Origin of the sequence: Pseudomonas sp. FP453 (assembly GCF_030687495.1) — a bacterium.
In the GTDB taxonomy this organism is placed as follows: Bacteria; Pseudomonadota; Gammaproteobacteria; order Pseudomonadales; family Pseudomonadaceae; genus Aquipseudomonas.
Map to the genome: position 1 here is coordinate 1,538,193 of NZ_CP117435.1, position 13,642 is coordinate 1,551,834.

Below are 13,642 nucleotides of genomic sequence, written 5' to 3' on the forward strand. Positions count from 1 at the left end.
GTGGCGCCGCCTCCGCGGCCTAGAACGTCTTGCCGGTGTAGTTGTTCAAGGAAATGACCTTGGTCTTGCCGATGCGATGACGATAGATCTCGCGCAGGTACTTGATCGCCTTCTTCACGCAATCCCGTGACAGGCGAATGTCATTGATCGAGACAAACTTCTCTTTGTCGTTGATCAGCTCGCGGTACTTCTTCTCATACATCGGCTTGATCGCGTACCAGTTGGTATCGAGGATCTTCGCCGGGTTTTCAAACTCGTTGAGCAACTCGTCGATGCGGTCTTCGTCGAAGTCCTCGTGGATGATGAAGTCCAGGATCGAGTTGTCCAGCGTCTCATCGAAACGGTACGGGTTGCGCGCAAAACAGCGCTTGATAAACGCCACGATCAGCGTGAGGAAATCATCCGACAGGCACGGGCTCTTGGCGATCAGGGTGGTCAGCGACAGGTTGGCCGAAGCGCCGATCACCAAGGCATACCGCTTGAGCGTGGTGTTGGGGAACAGGCTGTTGAGGTGGGTCTTGAGCCGGTTCAGGTCCATGTAGGACAGCTTGTAGTCCTTGGGCAACGAAACGATGGACACCACCGACGAGCAGTTCTTGAAGAAGTGCAGGTCATGCAGCGCCGCCGCGTCGTAGCCGGAATTCTTGTACTGCTCCAGGGACGCCTTGTAGCGCTTGGACTCGATCGGCAACAGGCTGATGCCTTCGATGGCCTGGGTGACCTTGTTGAAGTGCGGCAGGTCGATGGAGCGGAAGAACAGGTCGTCGATGTTCAGGCGCTGCGGTTCTTTATCGAACACCTTGAACTTGTCATTGGACGGCGCCGGGGTTTCCGGGACCACGGATTCGGCGTAGGCAATCGCCACCGGGCCGGCCAGGCTCATGAACAGGTCGTTGGCATCCAGGCGGATGGTCTCGCCAATGTCGATACCGGCGCGACGGAAGTAGTTCTGGTCGTAGTCGGTGGTCACCGCCTGGGCGGTGAGGATGTTGAAGATCTGCTGGGAGATGTACTGGTTGGCGTGTTTTTCCATGGCATTGACGTCAATGTTCTGGATATTGCCGTCATCGCTTTCTTCGGCGTAACGCATGATGTCGTTGGAGATCAGCATCATCGCGTTCCACGGCCGGATACGCCCCTTCACGCTGGCTTCGCTGCTGTCTTCGTTGGCGAAGTTGTACGAGAAATCCCATTCTTCCGACAGATACTTGCAGAGCAAACGCCCGGCGTTGATGTGCAGCGCCTCGGACATTTCGCTGCGGTGATCGGAGATATTCGGCAGCACGCAGATGCCGCTGGTGAAGATCGGCTCGAACACAAACGCGTGGCCGCTCTTGCTGTCGTGCTCGTCGGCGGGCTTGGTGTCGAACGTCTTGTTCATATAGGAGTGCTGCTGGGCCAGGCCGAATTCCGAGGCCATGCCCGAGCCGGTACCACCGCCGGCGCTGAAGATCGAGAAGTACAGGCGCGACTGGTTGGCCTTGATGCCGCAGGAGTCGATCAGGTACGAGTGGATCATTTTCCAGTCGGGGCTGGAGAAACGCTGGGTGTCCTTGTTGAGGATGATCTTGGCCAGGTACTGGCCGAGGATCGGCGCGTTACCGGCGCCACCGGCATGGACTTCCGAGAGGTCCATGATTTTCATCTTGCTGTAGTCGCGCAAGAAGCCGCTTTTTTCGCCCTTGCGCGAGAAGCGGATGCGCCCGGCGATGTCCTTGTCCAAGTCGCCCAGCATCACCAGCGGTTCCACCAGGAATACCGGCTTGCTGGCCTTGCCGCCGCCCAGGCGCAGGTTGTTGCGAATCCACTGGGCCGGGCTGTAGCCCTTGTCCACCGACTTGTCTTCGTTACTGAATTCGTTCAGGTAGAACTTGCGCGCGTTGTACACCAGTTCCGCCACGTCCAGCGCGATGTTCGAACCGCAGCGGCCCAGGCCGATCAGGCATACCGAGGGAAATTCCTGCTCGTTGCGCGGGTCGCCGTCGCCTTCCTGTTGGGGCAGGCGCGGGAACACCATGTCACGCAGGCCGTCGAGGTTGTCGAGGATGCGGTCGGTATTGGTTTCGGTGAAGTACAAGTACTGCTGGGTCGCCAGCGGGCGGGCGCTGCTCAATGACTTTGAACCTGGGGATTTTTCCGCAGGTGCTGTCGGCAACTCGTCGGGAACCACGGTGGCAGAGTTATTTTTGGAAGTCATTGGGCGCCATGTACTTGGACGGATGGCTGGAAGAATTCAAGGAGCCATCACTGAATGGGAGTTCGCGACTTTGCAGCGCGTTTTCGTCCGGGACGCGTGGGTTTAACCCTGCTTTTTCAAGGGAAATCGTGGCCGGACTCTGATGAATCGGCCGTCTGTCGGGTTTCTTTAAGCAAATGATGGCGAAATGCCAAAGTTTCGGCGTCAGCGAATTGGCCGAATCACCGAAGTGGGGCCGATACGGACCGGGGAGGGACTTCTGGGGGCCAGCGGGTCCTTGGTGCCCGCCACGCTGAATGGGTACAACGGATTACGCATCTGAATGCCCTGGATGACACCGATCACGTCGGCGGCACACACCGCCGGGCTCAACAGGTAACCCTGGACGTAATCGCAGCCATGCTTGAGCAGCAGCTCGAATTGCGCCTGGGTTTCCACGCCTTCGGTCACCACTTGCAGGTGCAGGGTGTGGGCCATGCCGATAATCGCCTGGACGATCTCGATGTCGGCGGTGGACTTGGGGATGTCCTGGATAAACGATCGATCAATCTTCAAGGTGTTCAGCGGCAGGCGCTTGAGATAGGCGAGGGACGAATACCCGGTGCCGAAGTCGTCGATGGCCAGCGACACGCCCAGCGCACGGATCTGCCGCAACAGGGCGAGGGTGCTGCTGATATTGCCCATCAGGGCGTTTTCGGTGACTTCCAGTTCCAGGCGGTGGGCCGCGATGCCGCTGAAGCGCAGGGCGTCTTCGATCTCGTCGGCCAGTTCGTCGCGGGCCAGGTTGAGGGCCGAGCAGTTCACCGCCATGGTCAGTTCGGTGTAGCCCCGGTCAGACAACAGGCTCAGGTCATGACAGGCCTGGCGCAATACCCAGTGGTCCAGGTCGGCAATCAGCCCATTGTTTTCGGCGATGCCGATAAAGCGGTCCGGGGCGAGCAGGCCATGCACCGGGTGCTGCCAGCGCACCAGGGCCTCCAGGCGCGTGACCTTGCCCAGCTTCATGTCGAAGATCGGTTGGTAGAACAGCACCAGTTGGTTGCGCGCACGCAGGGCGCCGCGCAGTTCTTCTTCCAGTTGCAGTTCGAGGAAGGCGCGGGTTTTCAGGTTGGAGCTGAAGAAGGTCAGGCTGTTGCGCCCGGTGTCCTTGGATTGGTACAGCGCCAGGTCGGCAGTTTTCAGCAGCTCTTCACAGGTGAGGCCATCATCGGGAAACAGGCTGATACCAATGCTGGTGGTCATCACCATGCGCCGCCCGGCCAGTTCGATCGGTTCTTTCATTTTTTGCATGATGCGTTGGGCCAGGTGGCGCGCTTCGTCACGGTGATGGACGCTGATCAGAATGCAGAACTCATCGCCACCGAACCGAGCCACCACATCTTCATGACTGCGCACCGAGCCTTTGATATGCGCGGCGAGCACGGTGAGCAACTGGTCGCCTGCGTCATGCCCGAGGCTGTCGTTGATGCGTTTGAAATGATCGATATCGAGGAAAACCACGGCCATCATGCCGTGAGTCCTGGTTTTCTCGTCGAGCTTCTCGGCAAAGATCTGGTTGAAACCGCGCCGATTGAGCAGGCTGGTCAACGCGTCAAAGTGCGCCACCTGTTGCAGGGAGGCGCGGGCCTGGTCCAGTTCGCTGAGCAGGGCGTTGACCCGGCGCAGGTCGCGTTCCTTATGCTGAAGCTTCTTGTCCGCGAGGGCGGCGCTGACGCTGCTGCCAATCACCAGCAGCGTGATCACGGCGACGGACAGGCCGAGTTGAATGGGGTTGTTGTCCAATGGCAGCGATAGATCGGCGCCAGTGGGCACCAGCATGCGCATGGCCGCCATGCCGGTGAAATGCATGCTCAGAATGCCGGCGCCCAGTACCAGGCTGGCGGCGTACTTGAGCAGAGTTGGTGGAACACCCCGGCACCGTTGCGCAGGTAGCTCGACAGCAAGCGCCGCCAGGCTGGCGCCGATGGCAATGCCCACCGAGGCCATGAACAACCCGGATTCGAAATACACCGCGGCCTGGGAGCGCATAGCCGACATGCCCACGTAGTGCATCAGGGCGATGCCCAGGCCCATCCATACCGACGCCAGCAGGTACTGATGGAACCGCAGATGGGTGTGGCTGAGGGTTTTCATGGCGAACAGCGCGGCGATCATGGCGATCAGCAGCGAGGCGAACGTCATGATCAATTCGTAATGAATGGCGATGGGCGCCTGGAAAGCCAGCATGCTGATGAAGTGGGTGGACCAGATGCCACCCGCCAGGCAACCGGCACCGAGCCAGCGCCAGCGGCGACGAGCGGTAGGGTCTTCGACGTGGCCGACCCGCTCGGCCATATCAAGGGTGCCAAAACCCGCCGCACACGCGACCAGGTAGGCCAGCAGAACCAGGAAGGGGTTATGACTGCAATTGAGTAATAAGTGCCCGTTCTCTGGAAGCTCGGTAAAAAAATGCAGACCAAGCCATTCCATAGCATGTCCCGTAAAAGTCGTTGCGCCATTGCCTACAGCGATGGCCTACGACCTCGAGTATAGAAGGCCTGCGAAATTCGCCATGGATAATGGCACTTTGATCTCTACGATTTTGGCATGCCGGCCATAGCGTTTGATGCTAAGCGCTGATGGGCAGGTCCAGCTCGAAGGGCATCTCCAGCGGCGCCAGGCCAAAGGCCGCGCGGGCGGCATCGCAATCGACGTTCTGTACGCCCTCGTGCCAGGACGCTTCAAACTCACGGCAGGTGCTCGACCGTTGCTCGTAGATCGAGCAACTGGTGCCTTTGCCCACTTCGCCTTCAAGGCTGCAGCAACGCACGGGTTTCTGGTCGGTGCCGATCATGGCCACGCGCGTCGGATTGATCTGCACCACCAGATCGTCCGGTACCGTCCCGCCGGAGGAGGCGCACTCACCCCAGAAAAAAGACACACGGAAGTGTGAACAGCAGGCACCACAATTCAGGCACGGACTGGCTTCGGACATGGACGTCATCGATAAGAAATGTAAGAGGGGGTACTACGGGAAGGCTCGCCATTCTATCTGCGCCATGGCCGTTGGGAAGAGGGGCGCAGATATATATTTTCGTAGGGGAAGTCCCATGAATCTGGGGGAAATCATGCCCTATCAGCTTTACGAATCATTACAGACAAGCGCCGCCAGCCTGACTATGTTGCTGATACCGGGCAGGATGCATCGGGCATCGCAGCTCTCATAACAATAAAAGAGACGGACCCATGCAGAACTCGACCCAAGCGGCGAATGCCTGGCGCATTCTGTTCCTGCTGTTCCTGGCCAACCTGTTCAACTTCTTCGACCGCACCATTCCCGCGATCATCATCGAGCCGATCCGCATGGAATGGCACCTGAGCGACTTCCAGCTCGGCATTATCGGTACCGCCTTCACCATCGTCTACGCCATTGCCGGCCTGCCCCTCGGGCGCATGGCCGACACCGGTTCGCGCAGCAAGCTGATGGGCTGGGGCCTGTTCGCCTGGAGCGGGCTGACGGCGGTCAATGGCCTGGTCGGCAGTTTCTGGACCTTCCTGCTGGTGCGCATGGGCATCGGCATCGGCGAGGCCAGCTACGCACCGGCGGCCAACTCGCTGATCGGCGACCTGTTTCCCGCCCACCGCCGTGCCCGGGCCATGGGCATCTTTATGCTTGGCTTGCCCCTGGGCCTGTTGCTGGCATTTTTCACCATCGGCTGGATGGTCAAGGCGTTCGACAGCTGGCGCGCACCGTTCTTTATTGCCGCCGTGCCGGGGATGATCCTCGCGGTGTTCATGTTCTATATCAAGGAGCCCAAGCGCGGCGCGGCGGAGACCGTGCAAGTGTCCCAGGAACGCGTGGACCGCCCGATCCGCCGCGTCCTGGCGGTGCCGACCTTCCTCTGGCTGGTGCTGGCTGGCCTGTGCTTTAACTTTGCCACCTATGCCTGCAACTCGTTCCTGGTGCCGATGCTGCAGCGCTACTTCCTGATGCCGTTGCAGGACGCGGCGGTGGCCACCGGGGTCATCGTCGGCCTGACGGGGCTAGTGGGCCTGACCCTGGGCGGCTGGGTGGCCGACAAGATCCATCAGCGCATCGCCAATGGCCGGCTGTTGTTTGCGGCGTTCAGCCTGATTATCTCGACGGTGTGCACCGCCTGGGCCTTGCATGCCGGGCGCATTGAGATCGGCGTGTTCGTCGCGGTATTCAGCGTGGGCTGGCTGTTTGCCTATAACTTCTACACCTGCGTGTACACGGCGATCCAGGACGTGGTCGAGCCGCGCCTGCGGGCCACGGCGATGGCGCTGTTTTTTGCCGGGTTGTACTTGCTGGGTGGTGGCATGGGGCCAATTGTGGTGGGGGGCTTGTCCGATCACTTTGCCCATTCGGCGATGTATGCGGCCGGGGCGGAGCAGATGACCGAGGCTTATAAGGCGGTGGGGTTGCATGACGCCATGTACCTGATTCCGGTGGCGCTGTTCTTGACCATGCTGTTTCTGTTCCAGGCGTCGCGGTGTTTTGTGCGGGATGCCAAGAAGATGAAGGAGGGGTTGAGTGCGGTGGAGGTGCCGGGTTCGGCGGTTACAGCTTGAGACCGAGGTGACCTCATCGCAGGCAAGCCAGCTCCCACAGTTGACTGCATTCCAACGTTGGAACTCGGTCAACTGTGGGAGCTGGCTTGCCTGCGATGAGGCGCGAAAGGCCTAAAAAAAAGGCCCGCATTGCGCGGGCCTTCTTTTTTAGCCGGCGACCAGGACGCGAATCGCTTCCAAACGCAAAGCGGCCTTGTCCAGCATCGCCAACCCTTGCTCACGCTGGTTGCGCAACGCCACCAACTCACTGTCACGCACCGTCGGGTTGACCGCCTGCAACGCGGTCAAGCGCGCCAGTTCTTCGTCGGTGTCCGCCGCCAGGCGACGCTTGGCCTCGGCCACGCGCTCGGCATGTTGCGGGGTGATTTTCTCTTCGCCGGCGTTGATCCGTGGCGTCAGCTGGTCGCGCTGGGCCTGGATGAACTTGTTGGCGCTGGCCCGTGGCACGCTTTCCAGTTGGTCATTGAGGGTCACGAACGACACACGGCCCGACAGGTCATTGCCATTGGCATCCAGCAGGCAGCGCAGGGCCGCCGGCGGCAGGTAACGCCCCAGTTGCAGGGCGCGCGGTGCCACCACTTCGCTGACGTAGAGCAGTTCCAGCAACACGGTGCCCGGCTTGAGCGCCTTGTTCTTGATCAGCGCCACGGCGGTGTTGCCCATCGAACCGGACAGCACCAGGTCCATGCCGCCCTGCACCATCGGGTGTTCCCAGGTGATGAACTGCATGTCTTCGCGCGACAGTGCCTGGTTGCGGTCGTAGGTGATGGTCACACCTTCGTCGTCGCCCAGGGGGAAGCTGGCGTCGAGCATTTTTTCGCTCGGCTTCAAGATCAGGGCGTTTTCCGAATGGTCTTCGCTGTCGATGCCAAACGCGTCGAACAGGGTTTCCATGTAGATCGGCAGGGCGAACTGATCGTCTTGCTCAAGGATGTCCTCGACCAGCGCATCGCCTTCACCGGCGCCGCCGGAGTTGAGTTCCAGCAGGCGGTCGCGGCCGGTGTGCAGCTCTTGCTCCAGGCGCTCGCGCTCGGTGCGGGCTTCGTCGATCAGGGCTTGCCACTCGCCATCGTCGGCGGCTTCCAGCAGCGGCAGCAGGCGTGGGCCGAACTGGTGCTGCAAGGCGTTGCCGGTCGGGCAGGTGTTGAGGAAGGCATTCAGCGCTTCGTTGTACCACTGGAACAGGCGCTCTTGCGGGCTGGTCTCGAGGTACGGCACGTGCAGTTCGATCACATGTTTCTGGCCGATCCGGTCCAGACGCCCGATGCGCTGTTCCAGCAGATCGGGGTGGGACGGCAGGTCGAACAGCACCAGGTGGTGGGAGAACTGGAAGTTGCGGCCTTCGCTGCCGATCTCGGAGCAGATCAGCACCTGGGCGCCGAACTCTTCATCGGCGAAGTAGGCGGCGGCGCGGTCACGCTCGAGGATGTTCATGCCCTCGTGGAACACCGTGGCCGGAATACCGGAACGCACGCGCAGGGCGTCTTCCAGGTCCATGGCGGTTTCGGCGTGAGCGCAGATCACCAGGACCTTGGTGCGCTTGAGCATTTTCAGCTGGTCGATCAGCCATTCGACACGCGGGTCGAAGCGCCACCAGCGGTGTTCTTCGTCGATGTCCGGTTGTGCCTGGAAGCTGACTTCCGGGTACAGCTCGGCGTGTTCGCCCAGCGGCAGTTCGAGGTATTCGTCCGGGTTGGCCAGCGGGTAGGCGTGCAGCTTGCGCTCCGGGAAACCCTGCACGGCGGCGCGGGTGTTGCGGAACAGCACGCGGCCGGTGCCGTGGCGGTCGAGCAGCTCACGCACCAGGCGTGCGCTGGCTTCGGTGTCGCCATCGTTGACGGCGGTGAGCAGCGCTTCGCCTTCATCGCCGAGGAAACCCTGAATGGTTTTATGCGCCTTGGGCGACAGGCGACCCTTGTCCATCAGCTCCTGCACGGCCTCGGCCACCGGGCGATAGTTCTCGCTCTCGGCGCGGAAGGCTTTCAGATCGTGGAAGCGGTTCGGGTCCAGCAGGCGCAGGCGCGCGAAGTGGCTGTCCTGGCCCAGTTGTTCCGGGGTGGCGGTGAGCAGCAGTACGCCAGGGATCACTTCGGCCAGTTGTTCGACCAATGCGTATTCCGGGCTGGCTTTCTCTTCGTGCCAGACCAGGTGGTGGGCTTCATCGACCACCAGCAAGTCCCAACCGGCAGCGAACAGCGCGTCCTGGGCCTTCTCGTCGTCCACCAGCCATTCCAGCGCCACCAGGGCCAGCTGGGTGTCTTCGAACGGGTTGGCGGCATCGCTTTCGATAAAGCGTTCTTCGTCAAACAGCGCAACCTGCAGGTTGAAGCGGCGGCGCATTTCCACCAGCCACTGGTGCTGCAGGTTTTCCGGGACCAGGATCAGCACGCGGTTGGCGCGGCCCGACAGCAGCTGGCGATGGATCACCAGGCCGGCTTCGATGGTCTTGCCCAGGCCGACTTCGTCGGCCAGCAATACCCGCGGTGCGATACGGTCAGCGACTTCACGGGCAATGTGCAATTGGTGGGCAATCGGTTGCGCACGCACGCCACCCAGGCCCCACAGGGCGGATTGCAACTGGCGGCTGGTGTGTTCCAGGGTGTGGTAGCGCAGCGAGAACCAGGCCAGGGGGTCGATCTGCCCGGCGAACAGACGGTCGCTGGCCAGGCGGAACTGGATGAAATTGGACAGTTGGGTTTCCGGCAGGGTGACCTGCTCGTTCTGCCCATTGAGGCCGTGGTAGACCAGCAGGCCGTCGACGTCGTCGACTTCCTGTACGGTCATTTTCCAGCCTTCGAAATGGGTGATGCTGTCACCCGGCGAGAACCGCACGCGGGTGAGGGGCGCATTCCGTAGCGCATACTGGCGGGTGTCGCCAGTGGCCGGATAGAGCACGGTCAACAAGCGCCCGTCCTGTGCCAGAACGGTGCCTAACCCCAGCTCTGCTTCGCTGTCACTAATCCAGCGTTGCCCCGGTTGATACTGCTGCGCCATGCTGCCTGACTCCCGCCGTGAAAAAGCCGACTATCTTAACGGAACACGGCCCTCAGCCAAAGGACTCCTGACAAAAACTACTCCGTTTGCGTGGCTGCGCGAGAGTCGGATCGACGGGTGGCGGGCACTTGGGAGTGTCGACTGGGTCACAGCTTGGCGAGTGCGCGCTCAAGTCGCCCTGTGGCGCGCCGACAGCCTGTTGATCAGGAGAGTAAACCTATGCTGCCACCCATGCTGCCCGTGAGCGTTGTGCCGGTCACGTCACAACTCGATCCGGTGCGCCAGAAGCCGGATATCCCGCCCGTGGTGCCAGTACAACCGGGCTCCAATGAAAGCACGATCGACCTGAAAAACCGCGACGCCGAGCAATCGACCCTGCTGCTGCGCGAAGAACAGCGCCGCCAGCAAGAGCAGCAAAGACGCCGGCGTGAAGCCGATGAAGACCCGGAACAGCACTTGGCGATTCCGGGGGATGTGCTCAACGCCGACAACACCGTGCCGGTGATACCGCTGATTGAAGATGCGCCGCGCCAGGGCTTGTGGGTGGACGTCGAAGTCTAGCCGCGCAATGCCCGCAGGGCGGCCAGCAGCCGCTCGACATCCTGCGCGTTATTGAGCGGGCTGACGGAAATCCGCGCCACGCTGGCCAGGCCGCGCGCCTGCATGTCCAGCGGGGTGTAGGCCACGCCGTTGGCGCCGATGTTGATGCGCTGCAAGCCCAGCCGCCGTTTCAGTTCAAAGGCGTCCCAACCAGCCAGGTTGAAGGCGATCAGGCCCGATTGGCTGGCGCCCAGATCATGCACGGTAATGCCGGGGATCTGACCCAGCGCTTCGCGAATCTGCTGACGGGTCTGCCTGATGGTTTGCCACACCTGCTCGATACCCAGTCGGTTTATCTCCTGCAACGCATTGCCCAATCCCGCCAATAAGGCGTAGGACACTTCGCTGGTTTCAAAACGGCGGGCGTCGTTGCGCAGGTCGAAGCCGTCGGCCGTCCACGGTGCGGAAAACACGTCGCGCTGGGCCGGGTTCAACTGCGCGAGGAACGCCGGCCGCACATACAGCAACGCGGTACCGCGCGGCCCACGCAGATGCTTGCGGCCGGCCGACTTGAGCACATCGCAGTGCAATGCCTGCACGTCCACCGGCATTTGGCCGACGGCTTGGCCGGCGTCGATGAAATAAGGGATACCGTGTTTTTTGGCGATCTCGCCGATGGCTTGGGCCGGGTTGATCAGGCCGCCGTTGGCTGGCAACCACGTGAGGTCGATCAGCTTCACGCTGGCGTCGATCATCGCCTCCAGCGCCAGCGGGCACACCGCGCCGGTTGCATCGCAGGGGATGACCTCCACGCGGGCGCCGGCTTGCACCGCGAGCTGCATGCTCGCCAGGTTGCCGCCCCATTCATGGCGGCCCACCAGGATGCGGTCGCCCGGCTGCCACGGCGCCAGTGCCTGGAACGCCATGTTCCAGGCGGCCGAGCCGCTGCTGGCGAAGGCAATGGACGAGGCCGGCGCATTGAGCAATTGCGCGGCGGCGCGGCGGGCGTTTTCCAGCAGCAGGGCGCCATGTTCGCCGGCTTCCATCGGGCCGTCGCGGGCTTCGCGGTGCAGGTGCGCGATGATTGCATCGAGGGTGGCCTGGCTCGGCAGCGAGGCGCCGGCATGATTGAAATGCACGATGCCGGATTGGCAGCCGGGTGTGGCGTCGCGCAGCGCCTGGGTGTCGAGCAGGCTCATGGTTGCAGCTCGAAAATCCCGTCCACCTCCACCGCGACACCGGCGGGCAGGCTGGCTACCCCGACGGCGGTGCGCACATGCCGGCCTTTGTCGCCGAGGGCATTCACCAACAGGTTCGACGCACCGTTGGCGACTGCGCTCTGGTGTGTGAATTCGCCGCTGCTGGCGATAAATACCCCCAGGCGTACCGTGCGCACCAGGCGCGACAGGTCATCCCCCAGGGCATGGCTCAATTGCCCCAGCAGGCCCAGCGCTGCCAGTTCGGCGGCCTGGGTGCCTTCGCTATCGCTGAGGGCTTCGCCCAGTCGCCCGACGTAGGCCGGTTGGCCATCCACCAGCGGAATCTGCCCGGAGACGAACAGCTGGTTCGCGCTGATCACGTAGTTAATGTAGTTGGCCGCTGGCTGGCTGGGTGTCGGCAGCGTGAGGCCGAGGGCTTGCACGCGTTGGCGCAGGGAGTCGCTCATGATCAATCCTCAAAGGTAAAAGAGGCTTGAGCATGTCGGCCGGGTTCGCCGGCGACAAACGGATAGATCTCACCTGACGCATCGAAAAAACTCACGCATCGCGGCAGGCGTCCTGCAGCCATTGGCTGAAACATTCGGCCGCCGCGCTGGCGGGGCCTTGGGGGGCGATCAGCCAGTAGCCGATGTCACTGTGATACGGCGGCCACTCGAACGCTTCCACCAGGCTGCCGTCCTTGAGCCGACGCTCGATCAAGCGGTGGCGGCCCATGGCGATGCCCTGGCCGGCCACGGCGGCTTCGACCACGATGTTGTAGTCATGCAGCATCACGCGGGGATGGCTGGCGAGATCGACGTGGTGGTGCTCGGACCAATCGGTCCACTCGAACGGCCGGTGGGAGGTGGCCATCAGCAACGGGCTGTCATGCCGGGTCTTGAACGCCGGGCTGCACACCGGCGAGATCACTTCCGCCATCAGGCGCGTGGCCTGCACATCGGGCCAATCGCCCTTGCCGTAACGTATCGCCAGGTCCACCTCGGCGGCGGCGACATCAGCCAGTTGAATTGCCGGTAACAACTCCACCTGGATATGCGGGTAGCGATGCAGAAAGTCGGCCAGGCGCGGCGCCAGCCACAAGGTGGCGAAAGAGGCGAGCAGGCCGATGCGCAGCACCGTGGTGCTGGGCGCGGCGCGCTGGGTACGGGTGGCGGCCGCGATGGCGTCGAGGGCAGGGCGGATTTCGGCGTAGTAGCGTTGGCCGTCGCCCGTCAGGTCAATCGCCCGGGTGCGTCGGATAAACAGCGGTTTGCCCAGGTGCTGCTCAAGTTTTTGCACTTGATGGCTCAGTGCGCTCTGGGTCACCGACAGCTCATGCGCCGCCTTGCTAAAACTCAAGTGCCGCGCCACGGCCTCAAAGGCGCGCAGGGCCAGCAAGGGCGGAAGGTCCTTGTGCAGTGCCACTTGAGTGCGCTCCGTTGCCTGAGGGAAGGGCCGATTTTGGGCGATGGCCTGCATTTTGTCGCCCGCTGATTTGCCGTCGGGCGGGGCAGGCCGCATTATTGAGGCATTCCCGCCACAACGTAAGCCAAGCCATGAGCGATGACGACAAGCTGATCGACCTGAACGCCGAACGTGCCAAGCGCGTGCACGACCTTAACGACAAGCGCCTGAACGAAGTGCGCCAGGCCTTCGAGCAGGCCATGCCGTTGGGCAAGGCCAAGAAGAAACCAAAGAACAAACCGAAAAAGCGTTGAAACAGCCTGCATCTGTTGATGCAGGTCAGTTATTCCCCTTCTTTACGCCCCGTTGTGGGCGACATTGATCCCCGTCAATTTTCCAATCCGCCTTCTCGATTAACTTAGCCCTATCGCAACAGGGCAAGTGCAGGAGGCCGGTCATGTTTTTCGATAATGTGGTTTTTGCCGGAGTGCTGACTGTCAGCCTCATGGTGCTGTTTTTTGTAGGGTTTGGTTTTTTTATCTGGAAAGACGCGAATAAGCGGAAAAAATAAGTCTTTCTGGATTACATGAGCACGCAAGGCATTTTGGGCGACTTCGGTCGCCCTTTTTTTTGCCCGCTATTTAACTAACAACGCCGCTCTCCAATAGGAGTGGGCTTGTGTGGGAGGTACAGGTATAAAAAAAGGTGCGACCCTCGCGGATCGCACCTTTTTTAA

At 61.6% G+C, this 13,642-nt stretch carries 10 protein-coding genes and 1 pseudogene; 4 read left to right on the forward strand and 7 right to left on the reverse strand.

The annotated features are described in order from the left end of the window. Window positions 1-19: 19 nt before the first annotated feature. The 3 genes and pseudogenes from PSH87_RS06930 to PSH87_RS06940 all read right to left on the reverse strand — a co-directional run bounded on the left by PSH87_RS06930 (window position 20) and on the right by PSH87_RS06940 (window position 5,171). Entirely contained in the window at window positions 20-2,197 is a 2,178-nt protein-coding gene (locus tag PSH87_RS06930) for a hypothetical protein (protein WP_026136694.1), read from the reverse strand. 204 nt (window positions 2,198-2,401) lie between these two features. Beyond that, window positions 2,402-4,666 (reverse strand): annotated as a pseudogene (locus PSH87_RS06935) (putative bifunctional diguanylate cyclase/phosphodiesterase). A 139-nt stretch (window positions 4,667-4,805) separates the two neighbouring features. Next, window positions 4,806-5,171, reverse strand: coding sequence for a YkgJ family cysteine cluster protein (locus PSH87_RS06940; RefSeq protein ID WP_257782932.1), 366 nt, complete (start codon window positions 5,169-5,171; stop codon window positions 4,806-4,808). A gap of 251 nt (window positions 5,172-5,422) precedes the next feature. Here PSH87_RS06940 and PSH87_RS06945 point away from each other — a divergent pair, with 251 nt between their 5' ends. Further along, window positions 5,423-6,769: an MFS transporter gene (locus PSH87_RS06945; RefSeq protein WP_017735924.1), complete on the forward strand. Its 1,347-nt coding sequence runs from the start codon at window positions 5,423-5,425 to the stop codon at window positions 6,767-6,769. 147 nt (window positions 6,770-6,916) lie between these two features. On the opposite strand, the gene rapA is transcribed toward PSH87_RS06945, so the two are convergent. Then, window positions 6,917-9,763, reverse strand: a complete 2,847-nt coding sequence (gene rapA, locus PSH87_RS06950; protein ID WP_017735923.1) for an RNA polymerase-associated protein RapA — start codon at window positions 9,761-9,763, stop codon at window positions 6,917-6,919. 219 nt (window positions 9,764-9,982) lie between these two features. Between rapA and PSH87_RS06955 the strand changes: the two genes are divergently transcribed. After that, entirely contained in the window at window positions 9,983-10,324 is a 342-nt protein-coding gene (locus PSH87_RS06955; RefSeq protein WP_305432959.1) for an aspartate-semialdehyde dehydrogenase, read from the forward strand. On the opposite strand, the gene PSH87_RS06960 is transcribed toward PSH87_RS06955, so the two are convergent. The 3 genes from PSH87_RS06960 to PSH87_RS06970 form a co-directional block, all read right to left on the reverse strand. Then, window positions 10,321-11,502, reverse strand: a complete 1,182-nt coding sequence (locus tag PSH87_RS06960; RefSeq protein WP_305432960.1) for an aminotransferase class V-fold PLP-dependent enzyme — start codon at window positions 11,500-11,502, stop codon at window positions 10,321-10,323. The genes PSH87_RS06955 and PSH87_RS06960 overlap by 4 nt on opposite strands. Beyond that, window positions 11,499-11,969, reverse strand: a complete 471-nt coding sequence (locus PSH87_RS06965; protein ID WP_305432961.1) for a RidA family protein — start codon at window positions 11,967-11,969, stop codon at window positions 11,499-11,501. The genes PSH87_RS06960 and PSH87_RS06965 overlap by 4 nt, the downstream gene beginning before the upstream one ends. A gap of 91 nt (window positions 11,970-12,060) precedes the next feature. Beyond that, window positions 12,061-12,927, reverse strand: a complete 867-nt coding sequence (locus PSH87_RS06970; protein ID WP_305432962.1) for a LysR substrate-binding domain-containing protein — start codon at window positions 12,925-12,927, stop codon at window positions 12,061-12,063. A gap of 131 nt (window positions 12,928-13,058) precedes the next feature. On the opposite strand from PSH87_RS06970, the gene PSH87_RS06975 reads away from it, so the two are divergent. After that, complete coding sequence (locus PSH87_RS06975; RefSeq protein WP_003172386.1) at window positions 13,059-13,220, forward strand: hypothetical protein; 162 nt, start codon at window positions 13,059-13,061, stop codon at window positions 13,218-13,220. A 143-nt stretch (window positions 13,221-13,363) separates the two neighbouring features. After that, window positions 13,364-13,477 (forward strand): cytochrome c oxidase subunit CcoM, encoded by a 114-nt coding sequence (ccoM, locus tag PSH87_RS06980; RefSeq protein ID WP_017735918.1) that lies wholly within the window; start codon window positions 13,364-13,366, stop codon window positions 13,475-13,477. Window positions 13,478-13,642: the final 165 nt, after the last annotated feature.